The sequence below is a fragment of the Aquimarina besae genome, from assembly GCF_042434905.1.
In the GTDB taxonomy this organism is placed as follows: Bacteria; Bacteroidota; Bacteroidia; order Flavobacteriales; family Flavobacteriaceae; genus Aquimarina.
On the sequence record NZ_CP170199.1, the window covers coordinates 3,712,432 to 3,734,502 of the forward strand.

Sequence of the window (22,071 nt, forward strand, 5' to 3'; positions counted from 1 at the left end):
AATGAGAGACTTACGAATCCTTTTTATGGGGACTCCTGATTTTGCAGTAGAAACCTTAAAAACCATCATAGAAAATAATTATACTGTGGTCGGAGTTATTACTGCTCCAGACAGACCTGCGGGAAGAGGAAGAAAACTTAGAGCTTCTGCAGTAAAAGAATATGCGGTATCCAAAAATTTAAAAATATTACAACCAACCAATCTAAAGGACGAAGGATTTATTGAAGAGTTAAAACAACTAAAGGCAAACTTAAATATAGTTGTTGCTTTTAGAATGTTGCCTAAAGTAGTATGGGATATGCCGGAATATGGAACATTTAACCTTCACGCATCTTTGCTTCCCGATTACCGAGGTGCTGCTCCCATAAATTGGGCAATCATTAACGGAGAACGAAAAACAGGTATTACTACTTTTTTTATTGATGAAAAAATTGATACTGGTCATATTATTCTTCAGAAAGAAATAGAAATTAAAGAGAGTGACACTGCAGGTATTCTTCACGATAAACTAATGACTACTGGTGCTTCTTTGGTCATCGAAACGATCAAGGAAATAGAAAATGACGCGGTTACCACAAAAAAACAACCTAAAGAAGACTCTTTTAAAACTGCTTATAAATTACATCGGGACAACACCAAAATTAATTGGAATAAAGATCTGCAGACCATATACAATCTTATTAGAGGTTTGAGTCCTTATCCTGCGGCTTGGTGTACACTATATAATAAAGGAGAAGAAGTATCCATTAAAATCTATGACGCTACTATGGATCAACAGGAACATAATTTTGACATAGGAAAAGTAATCGTTGAAGATTCCATAATTAAAGTGGCTGTCACCAATGGATATATTATTTTGAATAAAATTCAGCTACCGGGGAAAAAAGCTATGGAGACCAAAGCACTGTTAAATGGATACACCTTTTATAAAGATGCAAAAATGGGCTGAGGCCTTGCTATTACTAGAGTAAGAAAATTCATAGAAATTATAGTGGTTTATTAACAATCGCCTTGAGTTATCAACAAAACCCCGTATTTACTGGGCTAATCCTTGCGTGAATCATAAATCCGTATAAATTTGTAGAGCGTTTAACAAAAATTTGGTTTAACCAACAATTAATTTAAAAACAGAATTATGAACAAAACAGAATTAATCGATGCAATGGCAGCTGACGCTGGAATCACAAAAGCAGCAGCAAAGAAAGCTTTAGAATCTTTCTTAGGAAATGTTGAAGGTTCTCTTAAAAAAGGTGACCGTGTTTCTTTAGTAGGATTTGGTTCTTGGTCAGTTTCTAAAAGAGCTGCAAGAGAAGGTAGAAACCCTCAAACAGGTAAAACTATCAAGATTGCTGCTAAAAACGTTGTTAAGTTCAAAGCTGGTGCAGATTTATCTAGTTCAGTTAACTAATTTAATTAGTTTTTGATATTATAGAAAGCTCCCTTTTTAGGGGGCTTTTTTTATGATCCGCCGTAAAAATTGCGTAACTGTTTTGATTATTAGAAATAATTATTTAGTTTTAATATAAACTACACCATCTATGATATCACTTCAACCAGCGAAAGGACATCTTCTAATTGCAGAGCCATCTATTATTGGTGATGTTTCCTTTAATCGTTCGGTTGTACTTCTAGCAGATCACAGTGATCAAGGATCTATAGGGTTTATTATGAATAAACCACTTGATTACGTCTTATCGGATCTAGTTCCTGAAATCGAAGTAGAATTTAAAATCTACAATGGTGGGCCTGTGGAACAGGATAATTTGTATTTCATTCATAAAATACCTGATCTCATACCCAATAGCGTAGAAATTTCTTCGGGAATTTATTGGGGAGGTGATTTTTCGGTAGTCTCTAAACTAATTTCAGAAAATAAAATAACTCCAAAAGAAATACGTTTTTTCTTAGGATATTCCGGTTGGGATGCAGAACAATTGCTTCAAGAGTTAGAAGCTAATTCCTGGGTTATCGTCAAAAATACTTATGAAAAGAACATCATTGGTAAGTCTTATAATACTTTCTGGAAAGAAAAAATGATCGAACTAGGAGGAGAATATTTATTATGGTCCAATGCTCCAGAGGATCCTAGTTATAACTAATCTCCAATTCTTATCCTTGCATTTAGTACGCCTAATAATTTTCGAGTAACTTCAAAATCATACTCCTTTTTTCTAAATTTAGTAATCGGTATTAATCCCGTGATTACATTCGTAATAAACAATTCATCTGCTTTTTGCAACTCAAAGGGAGAGATCGAAGCCTCTTCTATCTCATAGTCCGGTAATTTTTCAATAATTCTCAACAATTGAGTTCTCAAAACACCTTTTAAACAACCATCAGAAATCGGTGGAGTTTTAATTTTGTTTCCTTTGACTAAAAACAGATTCCCATTTAATGCTTCTATCACCATTTTATTGGTATTTAATAATAAACAATTATTAAAACCATTTTCTTTTGAAAAAATACCGGCCAAAATATTAACCAATTTATTATTAGATTTTAAGGTGGAAAGCAAATCGGAAGCGATATAATGATCTTTGAATAAAGTTACCTCATAATGTTCTTGAGAAAGTGTGTAAAAATTAGAAGTTAATGGAGTAAGAGAAATACAATAATCCACGGCATTGATTAATGGCGTATACAAACCTCCTTCTTTACGGTTTACATTTATTTTGACTCTGACAGAAGAATTCGTTAATCCATTTTTTTCAATAAGATCTAGAATCTCTTGATGTAAAAACTCTGGAGTGAAATTCATCGGAATTTCCATTCTTAGAATTCTCATAGAAGCCATTAGTCTAAAATAATGATCTTCCCAAAAAAGAATATTTCCTGAATTTACACGTATCGTTTCAAATAATGCATCACCATATGCATACCCCCTATTGGCAATAGATAATGTAGCCTCATTATCTGCTATTATTTTTCCATTGATATTAACCATAAAAAAGCCCCTGATTTCCAATTATGATTGGGCGGGGCAAATATACATATTTAAAAATATAGGAATTAGGCAGAACCTAAAACATGTTTTAAATTGCTAATCATGTTATCCCATAACATTTTATTTTCTTCAATTTCATCATCATCAGAAAAGTCTGTAACCATTAAAGAAACATCTTTTGTAATCTCATCTACCTGGATACGCATTTCGAAAAAATAGTCGTTCCCCTCTTCATCGTCGGCAACCCATCTAAACTTAATTCTTTCTCCACTTTTTTTACTCAAAAGCTTCGCTTCTTCTTCACTATCATCCCAAATAAAAGTAAACATTTCACCCCGCGAATTCACGTTATCAGAAAACCATTCAGAAAGCCCTGAGGGTGTTGAAATGTATTGATATAACAGTTGAGGAGAGGATTGTATGACGAATTCGAGTTCGTATTTTATTTTTTCAGACATATTATAAATTGTTAGTAAGCCAATATATAGATTAATTATTGACTTTAAAAGTATTTGAAAAAAATTAATTCTGTTTTATTGTTTGCTACAATATATTTTGTTTTTATATTTGCACCCGAATTAAAAAGATGTAGCATCTAAATGGCGAGGTAGCTCAGCTGGTTAGAGCGTTGGATTCATAACCCAGAGGTCGGGGGATCGTGCCCCCCTCTCGCTACAGTTAATTCAAAAAAGCCCTTATCTTTAAGGGCTTTTTAATTTATAGAAGGGTTTGTAATGTATCTATCATATTCTAAAAAGTATCACAAGTTATACCAGGTATACTTTTTTATCTAATAAGCCGTTTCCGATCGCATAATACATTAGCAACAAGAGTATATACAAAAAAAATATAAACCCTTGAGAGTGGTCTATATGGAGCTTTTTTAAAGAAAAAAAATAATCAAAACAAACAAATATTATCATAGTGAATCTTTTAATACCTTAGAGAAATGAAATGGAGTCATGCTATAAAGGATTATGAACATTATCTTCGGATCGAAAGAGGATTATCTGATAATTCGATCATCAATTATAGCTTAGACATACAAAGGTTACTAAAATTTCTTGAGGAAAATGATATACAAACCTCTCCTCTTTCCATAGAAAAAAACACATTACAACAGTTTATATATGCAACCGCAAAACTCGTAAATGCCAGATCACAAGCCCGTATAATTTCAGGCTTGAAAAGCTTTTTTAATTATCTAGTTTTTGAAGATTACAGAGAAACTAATCCTATGGAATTAATAGAATCTCCTAAAATTGGAAGAAAATTGCCAGACACCTTATCGATCGAAGAAATTGATGCTATTATCGCTCATATAGACTTAAGCAAACCCGAGGGAGAACGTAATAAAGCTATTATAGAGACACTTTACGGTTGTGGACTTAGAGTAAGTGAATTAATTAATCTAAAACTTTCCGATCTTTTTTTTGATGAAGGGTTCATTAGTGTGACAGGCAAAGGAGATAAACAAAGGTTTGTTCCTATAGGAGACATAACACAGAAATATATTAATACCTATAAAGATGAAATCAGAAACCATCTTAACATTCAAAAGGGACATGAGGACACCTTATTTTTAAACCGAAGAGGAAAGCAACTTACCAGGGCAATGATTTTCACTATAGTCAAACGACTTGTAGAAAAAGCTGGAATACAGAAGACTATAAGTCCTCACACATTTAGGCATTCTTTTGCTACACATTTATTAGAAAATGGAGCTGATCTAAGAGCTATTCAATTAATGTTGGGACATGAAAGCATCACAACAACAGAAATATATATGCACGTAGACAGGAGCCATTTAAGTGAAGTCATTAACACGTTTCATCCCAGAAGATGATAGGATTCTAAGTACATTAATGCAATTTTAAATTTTATTTTAATTTATTTTGGAAATAAAAGGCTTGTTGCATTTGGCATCTTTTCCAAAACTATGAATAGTAATGATTTTAATAAACAAACTAAAAAATCCCGATTATGGTCGGGATTTTTTTATCAAATTTAATTTAGCTCTATCTTAAAACTCTTCCGAAAGGAGCATTATTGGTAGCAGTCATATTATTAACTGCAGGAGCTACATTCTGACCTGCAATTCCACTTAATGGTTTTACAAAAAACGGGGTTGCCTGATTGTAGTCTGGGAAAGGCTCTATCGAAATCATGACTGTTTTTCCACGTACATCTCCATCCTCTGGAAAAGTAAGTCCTTGAGGAGCGCTATTTAAAAAATCCTCTCCGGGGTAGTTTGGTGAAGGACCATTACCACTGTATGGAGACGCATCATCAAAACTATCAACATCACTAAAAGTTCCTGTAGTTACCGGGATATTATTAAAAACTACCCAACCCTCATATTTCCAGCCGTCTGCAAGCGCAGGTAAATTTAAACCTGCTACCGTTTGTACGCCACTTGGGTCTTCAAACCAAATACCAAATTCATCATTGTCTGCCACATTATCTGTTGGAGTAGCCATTACAAATTTTCCTGAAACCCCAGAAAAATCTCCAACAACGGTATTTACATTAACCTGTGCTACGTTACCACTAAATGTTCCACTTAATAATTTCGTTTTAGATGGTGAAGGATCAGCATCATTTGGTGGTTCTACTGATAAAATAAACTCAGTAGCATCTTCCAAATTAGAGGCGATTACAGGAAATGTTAATGAATTTGCAGCACTATTAAACTTACCAGTTGAAATAGGCTCTCCATTAACTATTAACCATCCTTCATAAGTTGCTCCGTTAGTCAAAACTTCTAATCCAACCAATTCTAAAGTTAAGTTTGCTACTGGTGGTCCATCATCACTAGAACAGGAAACGCCTAATAACCCTAAAGCAATTGTAGCAATTGCCAGCATTTTTTTTGTCATCATTTTTGCTTTTTAATTAATGAAATAAAATTATACAAATCATTAGTAATGATAACTATAAAAAGCAAACAAAATTGTACGTTAAAACCATTATTTTTTTAAGCATAATCAACCTTTTGAATCTACTTGCTCTGGTTTTTTAAACAACTCCAAATATGATTTTCCGATATAAGAAACTATGTCACCAGCCAGCAACCCCTGATATCCAGTTTCTTGAATCACTAAGTCTCCTGCACTACCGTGTAAATAAACACCAAAAACAGCGGCATATAAAGGATCGTATCCCTGAGAAATTAATCCCGTAATAACCCCAGTTAGAACATCTCCACTACCAGCAGTTGCCATTCCTGGATTTCCAGTTGTATTTACATAAATATCATTCTGATATATAATTAATGTATTTGCCCCTTTAATTACAACTATACAATCGTGTTTTTTAGAAAACTCTTTAGTCTTATCAATTTTATCAAAATCATCTTTCCAGTCACCGATTAGACGTCTTAATTCACCAGGATGTGGGGTCAACACTGTTCTTTCTGATAAATATTCTAAAAAACCTGATTTTTTGGCTAAAATATTGATACCATCTGCATCAATGACTAACCTGGATTTATTTTGCTTTAAAAATTTACCAAATGCATCAACTGTTTTTTCGTTCGTTCCAAGTCCAATACCTATCCCGATAACTGATGGATAAAAATCAATAGCTATATTAGAGATATAATCATCTTCATCATCTGTAATTACCATCGCTTCTGGAACTGAAGTTTGTAGAATTTTATATCCACATTCAGGAATATAAGCCGTAGACAGACCTGCTCCTGCTCTTAATGAAGCTTTTGTTGCCAAAACTACGCTACCCATCTTTCCATAACTACCACCAACTAACAAACAATGACCATAATTTCCTTTATGAGCATACTTGTATCTTGGTTGATATAAGGATAAAGCTTCTTTTTTACCTATGAGTTCAGCCTGGGCAGAGGTTTGATTAATAAAATCTCTATTCAAACCTATATCAATGACTTCCAGATCCTGGGTATATCGCCCGGTTTCTGGTAAAAAGAACACCAGTTTAGGTAACTGAAAGGTAACTGTTGTCGAAGCATAAATAACACCTTCTTTATCATCGGGTGCCTTATCTGCATATAATCCGGACGGAACATCAATTGACAAAGTAAAAGATCTAGAGGCGTTTATATGCTTGATTAAATTAATTACCCAAGGTAATAAGGGCCTGTTCAGCCCAATCCCAAAAATTGCATCAATCACCATATCTTGCTGTTGAATAGCCGGTAGATCAACATCAGACCTTAGCTGTATAGGCCATTCTGAACCTGTAGCCTTTAAACGATCATAATTTGCTAGGAAATCCTCAGATCTGTTGTCACTAAAATTAACGATGTAAGTCTTAACGTGATAACCATGTTCTACCAATAATCTTGAAATTACAAGACCGTCGCCTCCGTTATTTCCAATACCGCAAAACACGTGTATCGGAATGGGAGCACCTTGCAATCGTTGATGTAGCAGGTTGAATATTTGGGTAGCGGCTCTTTCCATCAACTCTAAAGAAGTAATTTTTTGAGATTGAATAGTTACTTCGTCCGCTTTTCGCATTTGATCAGCTGAAAATATCTTCACGGGTATTTATTTTAGTGATTATGTAATCATACGTTTCCAAAATACAATAATCGTTTCGATTTACTTTTTTTAAGAATGTCTTAACGAATTCCTATATAAATTAAAGGATCAATAAAAGTTTATGATTACTATCGTTTTTATTTTGTTCAAAAGTAAAAAATTATACTTTTGGACTTCAATATAAAGCAAACTAATGTTTAGTACGGTTTCAATCTTGGTTTTACTTTTCGCTTTAGGAACGACTGCGGCTTTCGCTAGTACTTCAATTACACGTACTACAATTACAATTATTACCCTTAGGGGTTAATCGTTTATTTACCACAAAAATTAAGTAAGTAGTTTGTTTTACGTAAAGAAATTACCGAAAAGCTTTATCAATTACATTATTTTAAAAAAGATATTATGAACGTTCTAAAATTTGGAGGTTCTTCAGTTGCAAATGCTGCAACCATAGAAAAAGTAATAGAAATTATAGAAAAGCAAGCAAGAAACAATCCACTTTATGTGGTTGTCTCTGCTTTAGGCGGTGTAACAGATCTATTAATACAAGCCGGTAAGGAAGCCTCTGCAAATAATGAAAAATACAAAAACACGCTTGTACAGATAGAAAACAGACATCTGGAAGCTATCAAAGAGTTAATTCCTGTAGTGTCACAAAGTGCTATAATTAGCAAGGTTAAATCAGAACTTAATAAGTTAGAATCTTTATGTGAAGGCGTATACCTGCTAAGCGAATTATCTCCAAAGACGGAATCTGTAATAGCCAGTTTTGGTGAGATGTTATCATCGTTTATCATAACAGAAGCAGCTAAAGTAAAAGGGTTAGATATTGTTCTTAAAGATTCGAGAGATTACATTATTACCTCAGACTCCGCAAAAGTTACCATTGATTACGAAGAAACTAACTTTAGAATAAAACGTTATGCACAAGACAACAAACATCAAGTAAGTTTGTTTCCCGGATTTGTAGCAAGAACCTCTGAAGGAGAGCCAACTACTTTGGGAAGAGGCGGTTCAGATTTTACAGCAGCCATTTTAGCAGCTGCCGTTCAAGCCGATATACTGGAAATCTGGACAGATGTAAGCGGTATGTATACGGCCAACCCGAAATTGGTAAAGCAAGCTAAGCCTGTAACACACATATCGTATCAGGAAGCTATGGAATTATCACATTTTGGAGCCAAAGTGATCTACCCTCCTACCATTCATCCGGTTTTAGATAAAAACATTCCAATTGCTATTAAAAACACATTCCAACCAGAAGATAAAGGGACATTGATAACGAGAGAAGTAACAAATAGAGCTAAACCCGTTACCGGAATAAGTCATATAGACAATATCTCTGTCATATCCCTGGAAGGAAGTGGAATGGTGGGAATACCAGGTTTTTCTAAGCGTTTATTTGAAGCTTTATTTTTGGCAAATATTAACGTGATCTTGATAACCCAGGCGTCTTCAGAACATTCGATTTGTTTAGCTGTAAATGCTGCAGACGCTGAAAAGGCTAAAACTGTTCTGGATAGTGCATTCGAATTTGAAATTACCAAACATAAAGTAGATCCTGTAAAAATTGAAAATGATGCTGCTATCGTGGCACTGGTAGGTGATAACATGTACCATCATCAGGGATTAAGCGGAAAAATGTTTAGCACCCTTGGTAAGAATAACGTAAATATCCGAGCAATTGCCCAAGGAGCTTCAGAAAAAAACATTTCTGTAGTCATTGAGAAAAAAGACGTAAAAAAAGCCTTAAATATATTGCACGAACGTTTTTTTGAAGTAAAAACAAAACAACTAAATCTATTCATAACGGGTGTAGGTAATGTAGGTAGTAAATTACTTTCACAATTAGAGCAACAAAAAGCTTATCTAAAAGACAAACTACGACTTAAAATACGTGTGGTCGGAATTTCGAATTCCAGAACAATGATTTTCGACGAACAAGGCATCAAACTAGAATCTTGGAAAGAAAGACTCGCGCAGGGAGAAAAAGCAGATTCAGAAAAGTTTTTCAACACTGCAAAGCAAATGAATATCCGAAATTCCATTTTTGTTGATAACACTGCTAATCCTGATATTGCTAAAGTTTACAAACATTACTTAGCAGAGAACATGGCCGTGGTCACTTGTAATAAGATCGCTTGTGCCGATGAATACGCTAACTATTCAGAGCTACAAGAGCTTTCTCGTAAATTCAGTGCTTCTTTTCTATACGAAACCAATGTAGGAGCAGGTTTACCAATCATTGATACTCTTAATAATCTTATTGCATCCGGTGATAATGTTCACAAAATTCAGGCAGTATTATCTGGTAGCCTTAACTTTGTATTTAACAACTATAAAAAGGGAGTCAATTTTTATGATGTAGTAAAGCAAGCACAAGAAGAGGGATATACAGAACCAGATCCGAAAATTGATCTTAGTGGCGTTGATGTAGCCCGAAAAATACTAATTTTAGCTCGAGAAAGTGGAAATATAATGGAGTTAGAAGATATTGAAAAAGAAGCATTTCTACCAGAAGAAAGTCTGAAAACCAAGACCGTCGATACCTTTTTTGAATCCCTAAAGGCTAACGAACCACATTTTGAAAAAATTCTTGATGAAGCTAATAAGGAGAATTGTCGTTTAAAGTATGTAGCTCAATATGAAGACGGAAAAGCAAAGGTGGGCTTGCAACATATTCCTGCTGATCATCCTTTTTATAATTTAGAAGGAAGTGATAATATTGTTCTTTTTTATACCGATCGATACCCACAACAACCGCTCATTGTAAAAGGTGCTGGTGCAGGTGCAGATGTAACAGCTTCAGGAATTTTTGCAGATATTATTAGAATTGGTAAAAAATAAATCTCAACACTTAGAATGAAAAGTATTAAGATCTTTGCTCCCGCTACTGTTGCCAATCTTTCCTGTGGCTTTGATGTCCTGGGTTGCTGTCTTGAAACAGTTGGGGATGAAATGATCATCTCTTTACGTTCTGAACCGGGAGTAAGAATTACGAAAATAGAAGGAGCAGATTTACCATTAGAGACTAAACAAAATGTTGCTGGTGTGGCAGTCGAAGCTTTATTAAAAGAGTACCAAGGTAGAATTGGTATTGATATTGAAATTTATAAAAAAATTAAAGCCGGGAGTGGTATAGGTAGCAGTGCTGCTAGTAGTGCCGGTGCTGTCTGGGCAGTTAATCATTTACTAGACCATCCCTTTTCTTCTCATAAATTAGTAGAGTTTGCTATGGAAGGGGAAAAACTTGCCAGTGGAAATGCGCACGCTGACAATGTAGCACCTGCTCTGTTAGGTGGATTTACATTAGTTAGAAGTTATGATCCGTTGGATGTTATAAAACTTCATACACCGCAGGATTTAGTAATGACCGTTATACACCCTCAAATAGAAGTAAAGACATCTGATGCCAGATCTGTAATCAAACAAAACGTAACGTTGAAACAAGCTATTCGCCAATGGGGAAATGTTGGCGGACTGGTTTCTGGATTGTTTACAGAAAATTATGAACTCATTGGTCGTAGTCTTGAAGATGTTATCATAGAGCCTATGCGTTCCATTTTGATTCCTGAATTTAAAAACGTAAAAAAAGCGGCTATCGAAAAAGGTGCTTTAGGCTGCGGAATTTCGGGGTCAGGACCTTCTATTTTTGCGCTTAGCAAAGGTATGGATACGGCTCAACTAGTAGCAGAAGCAATTAGAGAGGTATATAACAAAACCGGACTAGATTTCGATATTCATATTTCTAAAATCAATAGCAAAGGAGTTAAAATAATTGACTGATATGCAAGAAATTATAAAAATAGCAACAGGTTCTCCCTGGGAAGATGTTGTTGGTTATTCAAGGGCGATCAAAATTGGCAATGCTATAGAAGTTTCTGGTACTACCGCTGCAGGAGCCAATGAATATGAGCAAACTGTAGCTATCATAGAATCCGTTAAAGGAGTACTAGGTAAATTAAGTGCAAAATTGGACAACGTAGTTCGGACAAGAATATACTGTACAGACATTTCTAAATGGGAAGAAATTGGGAAAGCTCACGGTAAATACTTCGAAAAAATAAGACCGGTTACCACTATGGTAGAAGTTTCAAAATTAATTGATCCAAATATCTTGGTAGAAATAGAATTTTCTGCTATCATTTCATCATAATAAGACAGGACACTAATGCAATACTATAGTCTACATAATAAAGCCCCAAAAGTGTCTTTTTCTGAAGCTGTTATCAAAGGATTAGCTCCAGATAAAGGTTTATACTTTCCAGAAAATATAACTGCTCTACCACAATCTTTCTTTGATACAATTGAAAATATTGACCACGTAGAAATCGCTTATCAAACTATTAAGCAATTTATTGGCGATGAAATACCAGAACCGGAGCTAAGAGATATTCTTAAAGATGTTTTGAGCTTTGATTTTCCGGTAATAGACATCAAAGAAAACATGGGAACCTTAGAACTTTTTCACGGTCCTACCATGGCGTTTAAGGACGTTGGTGCCAGGTTTATGGCACGTTGTCTAGGATATTTCAACCAGAATAATGATAATAAAGTAACCGTGCTCGTGGCCACCTCTGGAGATACTGGAGGCGCTGTCGCAAAAGGTTTTCTCGGAGTAAAAGGTGTGGATGTAGTTATTTTATATCCATCCGGAAAGGTGAGCGATATACAGGAGCGTCAGCTTACTACCTTGGGACAGAATATTATCGCGCTTGAGGTGGACGGTGTATTTGATGATTGCCAAGATATGGTTAAAAAAGCTTTTTTAGATGAAAGTATAACCGATCATATGCAATTAACATCCGCTAATTCTATCAATATCGCTCGATGGCTGCCACAATTATTCTATTTTGTTTTTGCATACAAACAACTAAAGCATAAGGGTAAAGACATCGTTTTTTCAGTACCTAGCGGTAATTTTGGCAATATATGTGCTGGAATTGTGGCTCGTAAATTGGGATTACCTGTTAAACACTTTGTTGCCGCTACTAATGTAAATGACACCGTAGTTCGTTATATGAATACTTCGAATTACGATCCAAAACCCTCTAAGGCAACCATATCTAATGCTATGGATGTTGGTAATCCAAGTAATTTTATAAGGATCCAGCAATTGTTTGAGAATAACTTTGAATCTTTAAAAAACAGTTTCTCTGCCTATAGTTTCGATGATCACCTAACCAAAAAAGCAATGCAGGAGATTTATGATCAAACTGGCTATATTGCTGATCCACACGGTGCTGTAGGGTATTTGGGATTAATCGAATATGGATTACAGGAACATGAATATGGCATATTTCTGGAAACAGCACATCCAGTTAAGTTTTTAGATGTTGTAGAAGAAACCTTGGAAACCAAAGTCCAAATCCCTAAACAGATTCAAAACATACTGAAGAAGCAAAAAGTAAGTATCCGAATAAACGATTATAAGAAACTAAAAGAGTTCCTTTTAACTTAGAGGAACTCTTAAGGTATTCTATTTCCTAAATGATTTTATTTAGACAAAGATCTCATTACCTTATAGACAATATGGGATGTTGATGCTAAATATTTAAAATTTACGGTAGTGTATTTATCTTCTGTCTGATGGACAAATGGAGAATTATCTCCATTCATTAATTCTGCAGTAATAGTAATTGTGTCATATCCCAAAGTTGAAAAGATTCTTGTTTCGGGAGTAGATACTCTTCTTTTAAAAACGGGAACCCCTGACTCCAAACGGTATGCAGATTCTAAACTTATGTTAGAAGCTAACAACTCTATCGCTCTATCTTCATCATTATCCCAACCTACATAGTCTACACGATGCATAGAATTTACGTTATACTTTTCATCTTGCAACTTCTTTACAAACATTCTACAACCAATCATATTAGTTTCCTGCTGATCAAAAAACACAATCATGAAATTAATATTTCTATCAGCCAACTTTGTAAGTTTTTCGGTAACGTATAATGTTAATGCTACTCCGGTTGCATTGTGTACCGCCCCGGGACTATCTTCTGCAGTATCATAATGCGCACCTAGAACGATGTATTCATCACTTCCATTAGTAGCCGGAATCTCTGCATAGATATTTGATCCATTATATTGATTTCCCTTTTTATCTTGGACATTGTAACTATTACGATTTGGCTTAAGTCCGATTTCTTTTAACGAATTAAATAAATAGTCCGCAGTAGTTTTCCTTTCAGAGTTGGTAGCACGACTAGATAATTTCTTTTTACCCTTTATCGGAATGTGTCCTGTAAGTTTACCAACAATGTCCTTTTGCATATTAATTATCTCAGCTTCTGTAGCATCGTCTAAGGATTGCGCTGTCGATAATTGAATGCAAAAAATAAGCAATAGTAAAACATTAAACTTATATAATTTCATTTTAAAATATTTGTATTCGTATTTTTCCTTCTTATAACAAATTTATAAAAAACAATATATTATTTTACATTTTGTATTTATATTGCTTAAAATAACTATCTCGAAATGAGGTTTTCAAAAACTATACCATTTTTTATTATCCTGTCATTGACATTTATACAATGTAAAAAAGAACCATCTGACATCAATCTATTATCCGCCCCGAATAACTGGAGAAAAGAAACCATCCCTTTCCCTCTATCTTTTGCCAAATCAATCCAGCATAGAGGAACAGAATATGTTAGATTTTCCCCAGGATGGGGTAAGCAGGGCTCTGAAGAATATTTTTCTTACGTATTCCTTTGGTATTTAGACAATGACCCTCAACTATCGGATAGGCAGTTAGAATCTGAATTAGAAGTTTATTTTGATGGTTTAATGCAGGAAGTTAAAGATCGTGATGAAACTATTCTAAAAGCCAAAGCCTTTTTTGAGAAAATAGACGATCAATCTTTTGCGGGTAAAGTCATAACGTATGACGCATTTACGACAAAAAAAGAGGTACAACTCAATGTCGTAGTTACTTATAATTATTGCCAGAGCAGTAATAAATATTTATTATTATTTAAGATCTCCCCCCAACCCATCGATCATGTCATCTGGGATAAACTGCATAAAGTCAATCCAAATATTGATTGTATTTAAGTTTTTTTGAATGATAAATAATTTAAGTTTTACCAGTTTTTTAGGCATCTAATCGTACAAATTTATTATTTTCCTTTTTTAAAACATTTATCACGCATGAACGTCTGTTTTCTTATGTATCCCTGGGAAGAAATCGATCCTGAGAAAGATACAAGTCTTACACTAATTCACGAATTTGCAAAAAGAGGACATGGAGTTGCAATGGCAACCCCCTCAAATCTTACTATTAGAGATAGTGTTACCTATTCTTTTTGTAAAGTCCTTAACCGCCAGGAGAAAGTTTCTTCTTCTATGAAGTCTTTTTATACGAAAACAACGTTTAGAGATGAAATGTTACCCTTGGCCGGGTTTGATGTAATTATTTTACGTAGCAATCCACCGCTAGATATGATTATGCTTAATTTTTTGGACTCCATTAAAGATGATGTTTTTATCATGAATGATATTGATGGAATCAGAAGATCTAACAATAAGCTTTATACCGCCGCATTTGATGATATTGATACGCATTTTATTCCAAGAACACACGTGACTAAAAATAAAGACTACCTGATCAAAATGATCAAAGAGTCTGCTCACGACAAAATGATTCTTAAACCGCTCAATGGTTTTGGTGGTTCTGGAGTAATTTTAATTGAAAAAAGAGCAATGAGCAGCATCCGTTCTCTTTTAGATTTTTATATCGACAATAAAGACGGTACCACCAATTATGTGATTCTTCAGGATTATATAGAAGGTGCTGATCAAGGAGATGTTCGTATTTTAATCCTAAATGGAAAACCGATAGGTGCGATGAGACGCGTTCCTGCAGAAGATGATCACCGATCCAATGTTACTGCTGGTGGTTCTGTTGTAAAACATTCTCTTACAAAACAAGAAAAAGAATTATGCCGTTTGATAGGGCCTAAACTTGTTAAAGATGGATTATATTTTGTGGGAATCGATGTGATCAATGGCATGCTGGTAGAAGTCAATGTGATGAGCCCTGGTGGAATCACTTATATCAATAAAAAATATAAAGTAAGACTCCAAGAAAAAGTAGTTGACTTTATAGAAGACAAAGTCGTACAAAGAGTAAATAGATTCGACAGGAAAGCTAAACTTAGAAAAAAGGTAGACGATGCGTAGGCTTTCTATTAAAGAAATGATTTCTAAAATACAGATTGAGGAACCTTTTCATGCGGTTGCCCAAGACTATTCTTTTACCTTGAAGATAGACTCCTATTCCTACTATATCTGTGGAGCTGTTCACGATGGTCATCAGTTTAGAAAAGAACTTTGGGCCAACTGTCTACATACCGAATACGAACGTTGGTACGAGGAGGATCCTGCCACCAAACAAATGGTACAGAGCCACCCGATAGTTATTGCCGGTTGTGACTCCAGGTTTGAATATGATCTCAATAGAGATCCTAAAAATGCTATTTATGATGACGCCTGGGGAAAACAATTGTGGAAAAATTCACTAAAATCCGAAGAAAAAGAACAATCACTACAAAAACATCACAATTTTTATACTGTGGTTCACGCTTTAGTCTCCAAAATAGAATCTTTATATGGTGCGGCTATTGTGTATGATATGCATTCCTACAACTGGAGACGTTGGGATCGTGAAGTACCTGTTGTAAATCTTGGCACTTCAAATATCGACAATGATCGGTTTGGGGCATTTGCTGATTCTTGGAGTACTAACCTATCAGAAATAAAATTACCAAATGATATTCATACGACTAGTGCTATTAATGATACTTTTCAGGGTAATGGATATTTTCTAAAGTATATTACCAATAATTTTGAAAACACACTGGTACTCGCTACAGAGTTTTCAAAAATTTACTGTCACGAACTAGAGTATGTACTATACCCCGAAGTAGTGCATAGCATTGAACAAGAACTAAAATTTAGGATCCCTAATCACGCTAGATTATTTTATCAAAGCTTTATCGATTCAAAGTAGTGCTTCTGAAAAGTTAATCTATTATTTTTGCTGTTAATAAAAAGAGACTATGGTCAAAGATGTTGTAGAAACATACACAGATTTGTTCGAAATTGATCAAAATCTGGATAAACTAGTTAAGAACATTGAACTTCTTAACTACTTGAATCCACTTAATATCGAACAAGAAAAAAAGAACTTTTTTGCCAGTAAATATCGATTCAATCCAAAATTTAATTATCGAAAAATAAAATTTGACCCATACAAGTTACAAGGTCTTTTTTTTAGTCAGCTGCTGGACCGTATTAAGGATGAAGAGATCAGAAAATTATATGAAGGTATTATATATGAATACTCTGGATTGATTCAGTGTATTGAAACTATTGGCAGCGGAAATAATTTTTATTACAATTCATTAAAAGTGTTTGGTACTCCAAAGGAGCGTGATGTGGAAAATGCACGTTTTATTCTTCATTTTGAAGACGAAAAACCGGGAGAAAACCGAGTCAAAAAGCATTCTGCATCAGATGCCGAATCCTATTTTAAAAAATTCGGAGAACGTTATAATTTTGATTTTAACATTAAAAAATCGACCCATATTTCTGCTTCCGCCATGGTATTGAATGCCTCTGAAACATTAGTTCTTAAGAAAAATTACAAATTCAGTGATAATGAACTACAAGTATTGGCAAATCACGAAATCGGGGTGCATATGGTGACTACTTTTAACGGAAAAAGTCAACCGCTCAAAATATTTTCTAACGGGTTTGTCAATAATACCGAAACACAAGAAGGACTAGCTGTTTTTAGTGAATATATGTCTGGATGCTTAACGCTAAAACGTATGAAAGAATTGGCATATAGAGTGATTGCGGCAGATAGTTTGATCAAAGGATACGATTTTAAAGATACATTTGATTTGTTATATAGTCAATATAAGCTTGATCGAGCAACTGCCTGGCAAATAACATTGAGAGTTCATCGCGGTGGCGGATTTACCAAAGACTATCTATACCTAACCGGATTGAAAAAAATTTATGACTACTACCACAATAATCAAGATATGAGTCTTTTACTCACTGGTAAAGTCACACTCGAAAACAAAGATAATATTCAACGACTGCAACAACTAGGTCTTGCTAATAAAGGAGCACATATGACGGATTCTTTTGCTGAAAACCTAAACACTAATAAGAAACTGGATTTTATTCTTAGCAACTTAAAATAATTACTTGCAAATTGGTTTAATAACCATAAAACTGTCTTAGTTCCCTCTAAATTCATATACAATGCAAAAGGTACTTATAGTAATAACCGTTCTGTCAATAATCGGATGCAACTCTAATACAAAGAAAAATAAAATAAATACCAATTTTGCAAATGATAGCGTTACAGGAATTGTTATTCCAAAGCTTGGGGAAACAGATAGTATATTTGCTAACAAATACATTGAAAACAAAAAATCAAAAGATTCAATTCTAGCTATTACTAAATCCAAAGATTCTGAACAAAAAATCTCTAAAGAGGACGATCAATCCGACGAAATAAAAAATATTCAAATAGCACAAAAAGAGGAGAAAAAGAAAGAAGTTACTCCAGAAAATTCCGGAATCAAACCGGATCATTCTGCTTGGAATACATTGACAAATAAGTTTGTTTCTTCAACCGGAAAAGTAGATTATAATGGATTTAAATCCCAAAGTGCTAAAGTTGAGCTTTATCTTAAACATTTGCAGCATACGGCTCCGCAAAAGGATTGGACAAGGAATGAACAATTAGCGTATTGGTTCAATCTTTATAATGCCGCAACGATTCATTTAGTGGCTAGTGTATATCCGGTACAAAGTATAAAATCTATAAACCAAGGTAAACCTTGGGACAAAAAATATATACAATCCGGAAGTAACATCTACTCTTTAAATGAAATAGAAAACACCATTGTTCGTCCCAATTTTAACGAACCAAGATTACACGTGGCTTTTAATTGTGCTGCGGTGTCTTGCCCAAAATTATTAAATGAAGCCTTCACTCCTAACAAACTTAATCAGCAGTTAAACACACTATCCAAAACCTGGATTAATGATCCCGACAAAAATAAAATCACCGATAACAGTATAGAAATCAGCAAGATATTCGAATGGTATGTTGTTGATTTTAAAAAGGGTGTTATTCCTTTTATTAACAAGTACTCAAACACAAAAGTTAATGATTCAGCAAAAGTTCGGTATTTAGAGTATAACTGGGATTTGAATGATTAATTATGCTGATAAGGATTGTGATTCTTAGACCAGGTTAATGTTGTACTATCTTGTACTTTCATAACATTTTCCGGTACATCTTGATAGTAAGGACTTCCTTTATCAAATCCTCTCGAAATAAATTGAACTTCTCCATTACTCATAATATTAATCGTACTGTAACCAAAAAAAGCAGCTGGTCCATCACTACCACCATTTCCAGCAATGATCTGGTAGGTTCCTTCTCCATTTGGTTGCATCCTTTGATAGTCGTGTACGTGTGCCGATAGCATCGCTACATCTTCATTCTTCTACAATTCGGGCCAAAGCACGGAACCTTCAGGAAATCCTTTATGTCCTGTTTTCGGTTTACCATCTACATAGTACGGTTTATGACCTAGCACAAAAATATGATCTATATAAGGGTTTTGTTTGTATTGTTCAATTTGATTAATAATCCATTGCGTAGGTATCAACCCTTCAAAACCATAAGGGTTTTCTTTGGTTGGTGGGTTATAAGTATCCGTATTCATTACTACAAATCCCACATTGTTCCGAGAAAAGGAAAACGTCATCTGATTCACTAGGCTATCGTTTCCGGTAATATGGTTTCGATCAGTAGGCATATATGGTTTCATATATTTCATCCATACCGAAGTAGCACCTGCCAAAGGGTATTCCTTATCATCCTTTGTATTATAAAACAACATTTCGTGATTTCCCGGAACTGCAACTAATTCTATTCCGGAATCACTAATGGTGCTAAAAGCCTTGTCTTCATATGATTGTACCCAAGCTTTTAATTGTGTGTCTAAATTAATAGTATCCGATTCTGCTAAGACCAAATCCCCTAAAAAGAAAAATAAAGATGGTTTTTGTTTTAGGCTTGTTACATCATCAAAAATTCGTTTTAATACAGAAAGGTTTGCCGTGGATGCATTGGTAGCACTATCATTTTGCCAATCACTATATTGGACTCTGTTGCAACCAACGAAAGAGAAACTAAAAAGGACAGAATCTTTTATACTTTCCGTGGTCTCTGCAACGATGCTATGTGTCTTTTTTTTCTTTGTATTACAACTATTGATAATGCTAGAAAAAATTAACAGTATAGTAACAAGCCTTATATTAGAAGTATTCATTTCACTAAGATTTATAAATAATAAATTTAGTAAGAGGATCATTGTCTATCTATGCGTAAAAACACTTACTTATCTCCTTGCTAATTTTCACTGTTCTCTGAAAGCCATTCTTCTATCGCAGGAGGTGGCGGTGGTGGAGGTATGATCCCAAATGAATCTGCCCAAAATTCTCTTTTACAGCTTTTTATAGTATATGATTTGATAAAAGAAAACCACCATTTCTTGAACCCAGCATGATCTTTTAAAATTCTATTATTTGCAACAGAAACCTTTTGAGAATTATCATCATACTTAAATGCGAGCTGTAGCACAAAAAGATAATCGCTCAAACCCCAATCGGTGCCATTATCAATCCATTTATTTGCATAGATTGTATATATGTATTCATCACCATAGGGATTATAGAAAATGTTAGGTTGACTTAGTGTATACTTCTCATGTTTCATCACCTCATCCTCTAATACTTCTATAAGATAATTTAGATTTGGGATGTCTACAAAAACCTTTTGTAACTTTTTTACATTAGATTCCTTAATGAGCTTTGCAATACTTTCACCTTTTTCCAGACAGCTGAAAACTGCTTTTTGTTGTATAAGTTTGTTATCATTACAAGCAGTGCAGCAATAGAACAGTAAAAAGAATAAAACAATATTTTTCAATATGTATAGTATTATTTATTATTTAAAGAGAATATTAAAACCAATAAGATATAGCTATCGAAATCTAATAAATAATATTATTCCAACCAAAAAAGTTAAGAGTACGAATTCTTAACAAGGAAACTACAAATCATCAAATTATTTCCCCTGCTGTTTTCACTTTTTTACCTGAGATGTTCCCTAAACCATCATAACTGGCATATTTATACAAGTCATGTAGTGTAGGGTAATTAAAAACTGTAGAAATCAAATGATCTAATGTCTTTTTTTCTTGTACCAATTGCATGCCAAAATGAATCAGTTCAGTAGCGAAAAATCCCATAATATGTACTCCTTTGATTACTTTTGATTTTTTATCAAAAATCAACTTAAGGTATCCATTATCATTATCTCCCATAATCTTTCCTCTGGCAGTATCTCTATAGTAACTATAACCAACTCCATAATCGATGTTACTGTTTTTAGCCTGCTCTTCTGTTATCCCTACCATAGATACTTCTGGCACTGTATAAATCCCATATGGGAATACATCCGCTAGCGATTCTAGATCTGCCGTATTAAACATATGTGTAACCGCAATCCTACCTTGTTCCATACTTGTACTTGCAAGCGCCGGAAAACCTATGACATCCCCCACCGCATAAATATTGGGTATATTTGTTTGAAACTTTTCGTTTACTAACACTGTTTCTCGTTTTCCTGTTTCCAAACCAATTCCTTCACAGTTTAATCCTCTGATATTACCGCTTCGTCCTGCCGCAAATAAAAACATCTCTACATTAAGATATTCTCCAGACCTCAGTTGTAAACGGAGTGGCTGCATTTCATCCTCAGAAACCTCAAATTCGACTACAGAATTATCAAATAATATTTTGATTTCATTTTTTCGCATTTGTTCTACCAACGCTTCTGAAATTTCAGAATCTAAAAACCCTAAAATCTTATTATGATCATTAACAATAAACGTTTTCACACCCATTGCTCCAAAAATAGTGGCATACTCACAACCTATAACACCAGCACCTAAAACACAAATTGATTTAGGAAATCGTTTAATATTTAAAATTGAATCAGAATCCAACACCCGTTTATTATCAAACGGTATATTTTCTGGATGATATGGATATGATCCAGTTGCAATCAATATATATTTCCCTTCAATAATTTGCTCTAGTTCACCTGTTATTTTTATATGCGTAGTGTCAATAAAACTTGCGAAACCTTCAAAGACTTCTATTCCGTGTTTTTTGAAATTAAACGCTACCGCCTTATGCATATGATTAGTTACTACATTTTTACGATACAAAAAATCATGAACTCCAGTAGCTCTTCCTATTTCTTTGTCTACTCCAAACACCCCTTTTTGGTAGATTCCGGACAGATATAAAGCGGTTTCTTTCAAAGTCTTTGAAGGTAATGTACCTGTTTGGACTCCTGCTCCACCGTATTTTCGTTCTTTTTCAATAATAGCCACTTTATATCCAAAATATGCTGCTTTTGCGGCAGCTTTTTCACCGGCCGGACCCGAACCGATAACAATAAGGTCAAATTTTTTCTTCATTTAA

Annotated in this window: 22 protein-coding genes and 1 tRNA gene; 14 read left to right on the plus strand and 9 right to left on the minus strand. The window is 34.3% G+C overall.

Going from position 1 to position 22,071, the window contains the following annotated elements:
• Position 1 precedes the first annotated feature (1 nt).
• The 3 genes from fmt (at position 2) to ACE94K_RS16455 (ending at position 2,099) form a co-directional block, all read left to right on the plus strand.
• Positions 2–949 carry a methionyl-tRNA formyltransferase gene (fmt, locus tag ACE94K_RS16445; RefSeq protein WP_378174736.1) on the plus strand — a complete coding sequence of 316 codons (948 nt, stop codon included), beginning with the start codon at positions 2–4 and terminating at the stop codon, positions 947–949.
• A 186-nt stretch (positions 950–1,135) separates the two neighbouring features.
• Entirely contained in the window at positions 1,136–1,408 is a 273-nt protein-coding gene (locus ACE94K_RS16450) for an HU family DNA-binding protein (RefSeq protein WP_027391128.1), read from the plus strand.
• 130 nt (positions 1,409–1,538) lie between these two features.
• Positions 1,539–2,099, plus strand: a complete 561-nt coding sequence (locus ACE94K_RS16455) for a YqgE/AlgH family protein (RefSeq protein ID WP_378174740.1) — start codon at positions 1,539–1,541, stop codon at positions 2,097–2,099.
• Here the strand turns inward: ACE94K_RS16455 and ACE94K_RS16460 are convergent.
• Entirely contained in the window at positions 2,096–2,944 is an 849-nt protein-coding gene (locus ACE94K_RS16460; protein WP_378174743.1) for an aminotransferase class IV, read from the minus strand. The genes ACE94K_RS16455 and ACE94K_RS16460 overlap by 4 nt on opposite strands.
• A 65-nt stretch (positions 2,945–3,009) precedes the next feature.
• The gene (locus tag ACE94K_RS16465) at positions 3,010–3,402 is read right to left on the minus strand and encodes an START-like domain-containing protein (protein WP_378174746.1); all 393 of its coding nucleotides are present in this window, start codon (positions 3,400–3,402) and stop codon (positions 3,010–3,012) included.
• A 143-nt stretch (positions 3,403–3,545) separates the two neighbouring features.
• Here ACE94K_RS16465 and ACE94K_RS16470 point away from each other — a divergent pair.
• Both ACE94K_RS16470 and xerD read left to right on the plus strand, forming a co-directional pair.
• Positions 3,546–3,619, plus strand: a tRNA-Met gene (locus ACE94K_RS16470).
• 274 nt (positions 3,620–3,893) lie between these two features.
• Positions 3,894–4,790: a site-specific tyrosine recombinase XerD gene (xerD, locus tag ACE94K_RS16475; protein ID WP_378174749.1), complete on the plus strand. Its 897-nt coding sequence runs from the start codon at positions 3,894–3,896 to the stop codon at positions 4,788–4,790.
• Positions 4,791–4,962: 172 nt separating this feature from the next.
• On the opposite strand, the gene ACE94K_RS16480 is transcribed toward xerD, so the two are convergent.
• Both ACE94K_RS16480 and ACE94K_RS16485 read right to left on the minus strand, forming a co-directional pair.
• On the minus strand, positions 4,963–5,826 hold the full coding sequence (locus ACE94K_RS16480) for an anti-sigma factor (protein WP_378174752.1): 864 nt from the start codon (positions 5,824–5,826) through the stop codon (positions 4,963–4,965).
• A 105-nt stretch (positions 5,827–5,931) separates the two neighbouring features.
• Positions 5,932–7,467, minus strand: coding sequence for an NAD(P)H-hydrate dehydratase (locus ACE94K_RS16485; RefSeq protein ID WP_378174755.1), 1,536 nt, complete (start codon positions 7,465–7,467; stop codon positions 5,932–5,934).
• A 402-nt stretch (positions 7,468–7,869) separates the two neighbouring features.
• Here ACE94K_RS16485 and thrA point away from each other — a divergent pair, with 402 nt between their 5' ends.
• From thrA to thrC, 4 genes are read left to right on the plus strand one after another with little or no spacing between them, the layout of a single operon-like run.
• The gene (thrA, locus tag ACE94K_RS16490) at positions 7,870–10,314 is read left to right on the plus strand and encodes a bifunctional aspartate kinase/homoserine dehydrogenase I (protein WP_378174758.1); all 2,445 of its coding nucleotides are present in this window, start codon (positions 7,870–7,872) and stop codon (positions 10,312–10,314) included.
• Between the two features lie 15 nt (positions 10,315–10,329).
• A complete protein-coding gene (locus ACE94K_RS16495) occupies positions 10,330–11,253 on the plus strand; it encodes a homoserine kinase (protein WP_378174761.1) in 924 nt (307 codons plus the stop codon).
• 1 nt (position 11,254) lies between these two features.
• A complete protein-coding gene (locus ACE94K_RS16500; RefSeq protein WP_378174764.1) occupies positions 11,255–11,623 on the plus strand; it encodes a RidA family protein in 369 nt (122 codons plus the stop codon).
• A gap of 15 nt (positions 11,624–11,638) precedes the next feature.
• Positions 11,639–12,928 (plus strand): threonine synthase, encoded by a 1,290-nt coding sequence (gene thrC, locus ACE94K_RS16505; protein WP_378174769.1) that lies wholly within the window; start codon positions 11,639–11,641, stop codon positions 12,926–12,928.
• 35 nt (positions 12,929–12,963) lie between these two features.
• Here thrC and ACE94K_RS16510 read toward each other — a convergent pair whose 3' ends face one another.
• Positions 12,964–13,848: a M28 family metallopeptidase gene (locus ACE94K_RS16510; RefSeq protein WP_378174773.1), complete on the minus strand. Its 885-nt coding sequence runs from the start codon at positions 13,846–13,848 to the stop codon at positions 12,964–12,966.
• 105 nt (positions 13,849–13,953) lie between these two features.
• On the opposite strand from ACE94K_RS16510, the gene ACE94K_RS16515 reads away from it, so the two are divergent.
• The 5 genes from ACE94K_RS16515 (at position 13,954) to ACE94K_RS16535 (ending at position 18,726) form a co-directional block, all read left to right on the plus strand.
• Complete coding sequence (locus tag ACE94K_RS16515; protein WP_378174776.1) at positions 13,954–14,532, plus strand: hypothetical protein; 579 nt, start codon at positions 13,954–13,956, stop codon at positions 14,530–14,532.
• A gap of 96 nt (positions 14,533–14,628) precedes the next feature.
• On the plus strand, positions 14,629–15,660 hold the full coding sequence (gene gshB, locus ACE94K_RS16520) for a glutathione synthase (protein WP_378174779.1): 1,032 nt from the start codon (positions 14,629–14,631) through the stop codon (positions 15,658–15,660).
• Positions 15,653–16,489: an N-formylglutamate amidohydrolase gene (locus ACE94K_RS16525; protein ID WP_378174782.1), complete on the plus strand. Its 837-nt coding sequence runs from the start codon at positions 15,653–15,655 to the stop codon at positions 16,487–16,489. The genes gshB and ACE94K_RS16525 overlap by 8 nt, the downstream gene beginning before the upstream one ends.
• 49 nt (positions 16,490–16,538) lie before the next feature.
• Positions 16,539–17,696, plus strand: coding sequence for a flavohemoglobin expression-modulating QEGLA motif protein (locus ACE94K_RS16530; RefSeq protein WP_378174785.1), 1,158 nt, complete (start codon positions 16,539–16,541; stop codon positions 17,694–17,696).
• 61 nt (positions 17,697–17,757) lie between these two features.
• Positions 17,758–18,726, plus strand: a complete 969-nt coding sequence (locus ACE94K_RS16535) for a DUF547 domain-containing protein (protein WP_378174788.1) — start codon at positions 17,758–17,760, stop codon at positions 18,724–18,726.
• Here the strand turns inward: ACE94K_RS16535 and ACE94K_RS16540 are convergent.
• The 4 genes from ACE94K_RS16540 to sthA form a co-directional block, all read right to left on the minus strand.
• Positions 18,723–18,998, minus strand: coding sequence for a hypothetical protein (locus ACE94K_RS16540; protein ID WP_378174790.1), 276 nt, complete (start codon positions 18,996–18,998; stop codon positions 18,723–18,725). The two genes, ACE94K_RS16535 and ACE94K_RS16540, sit on opposite strands and share 4 nt — an antisense overlap.
• 18 nt (positions 18,999–19,016) lie before the next feature.
• Positions 19,017–19,847 carry a metallophosphoesterase gene (locus ACE94K_RS16545; protein WP_378174793.1) on the minus strand — a complete coding sequence of 277 codons (831 nt, stop codon included), beginning with the start codon at positions 19,845–19,847 and terminating at the stop codon, positions 19,017–19,019.
• An 80-nt stretch (positions 19,848–19,927) separates the two neighbouring features.
• Complete coding sequence (locus tag ACE94K_RS16550; RefSeq protein WP_378174796.1) at positions 19,928–20,506, minus strand: hypothetical protein; 579 nt, start codon at positions 20,504–20,506, stop codon at positions 19,928–19,930.
• 133 nt (positions 20,507–20,639) lie between these two features.
• Positions 20,640–22,067: a Si-specific NAD(P)(+) transhydrogenase gene (sthA, locus tag ACE94K_RS16555; protein WP_378174799.1), complete on the minus strand. Its 1,428-nt coding sequence runs from the start codon at positions 22,065–22,067 to the stop codon at positions 20,640–20,642.
• Between the last annotated feature and the right edge of the window lie 4 nt (positions 22,068–22,071).

Excerpts from the sequence above, each read along its gene's own strand:
- ACE94K_RS16515 (WP_378174776.1), top strand. The coding sequence starts at position 13,954 with ATGAGGTTTTCAAAAACTATACCATTTTTTATTATCCTGTCATTGACA.
- thrA (WP_378174758.1), top strand. The coding sequence starts at position 7,870 with ATGAACGTTCTAAAATTTGGAGGTTCTTCAGTTGCAAATGCTGCAACC.
- fmt (WP_378174736.1), top strand. The coding sequence starts at position 2 with ATGAGAGACTTACGAATCCTTTTTATGGGGACTCCTGATTTTGCAGTA.
- ACE94K_RS16450 (WP_027391128.1), top strand. The coding sequence starts at position 1,136 with ATGAACAAAACAGAATTAATCGATGCAATGGCAGCTGACGCTGGAATC.
- sthA (WP_378174799.1), bottom strand. The coding sequence starts at position 22,067 with ATGAAGAAAAAATTTGACCTTATTGTTATCGGTTCGGGTCCGGCCGGT.
- ACE94K_RS16525 (WP_378174782.1), top strand. The coding sequence starts at position 15,653 with ATGCGTAGGCTTTCTATTAAAGAAATGATTTCTAAAATACAGATTGAG.
- ACE94K_RS16540 (WP_378174790.1), bottom strand. The coding sequence starts at position 18,998 with ATGCTATCGGCACACGTACACGACTATCAAAGGATGCAACCAAATGGA.
- ACE94K_RS16545 (WP_378174793.1), bottom strand. The coding sequence starts at position 19,847 with ATGAATACTTCTAATATAAGGCTTGTTACTATACTGTTAATTTTTTCT.
- thrC (WP_378174769.1), top strand. The coding sequence starts at position 11,639 with ATGCAATACTATAGTCTACATAATAAAGCCCCAAAAGTGTCTTTTTCT.
- gshB (WP_378174779.1), top strand. The coding sequence starts at position 14,629 with ATGAACGTCTGTTTTCTTATGTATCCCTGGGAAGAAATCGATCCTGAG.
- ACE94K_RS16510 (WP_378174773.1), bottom strand. The coding sequence starts at position 13,848 with ATGAAATTATATAAGTTTAATGTTTTACTATTGCTTATTTTTTGCATT.
- ACE94K_RS16530 (WP_378174785.1), top strand. The coding sequence starts at position 16,539 with ATGGTCAAAGATGTTGTAGAAACATACACAGATTTGTTCGAAATTGAT.
- xerD (WP_378174749.1), top strand. The coding sequence starts at position 3,894 with ATGAAATGGAGTCATGCTATAAAGGATTATGAACATTATCTTCGGATC.
- ACE94K_RS16465 (WP_378174746.1), bottom strand. The coding sequence starts at position 3,402 with ATGTCTGAAAAAATAAAATACGAACTCGAATTCGTCATACAATCCTCT.
- ACE94K_RS16455 (WP_378174740.1), top strand. The coding sequence starts at position 1,539 with ATGATATCACTTCAACCAGCGAAAGGACATCTTCTAATTGCAGAGCCA.
- ACE94K_RS16480 (WP_378174752.1), bottom strand. The coding sequence starts at position 5,826 with ATGATGACAAAAAAAATGCTGGCAATTGCTACAATTGCTTTAGGGTTA.
- ACE94K_RS16495 (WP_378174761.1), top strand. The coding sequence starts at position 10,330 with ATGAAAAGTATTAAGATCTTTGCTCCCGCTACTGTTGCCAATCTTTCC.
- ACE94K_RS16460 (WP_378174743.1), bottom strand. The coding sequence starts at position 2,944 with ATGGTTAATATCAATGGAAAAATAATAGCAGATAATGAGGCTACATTA.
- ACE94K_RS16535 (WP_378174788.1), top strand. The coding sequence starts at position 17,758 with ATGCAAAAGGTACTTATAGTAATAACCGTTCTGTCAATAATCGGATGC.
- ACE94K_RS16500 (WP_378174764.1), top strand. The coding sequence starts at position 11,255 with ATGCAAGAAATTATAAAAATAGCAACAGGTTCTCCCTGGGAAGATGTT.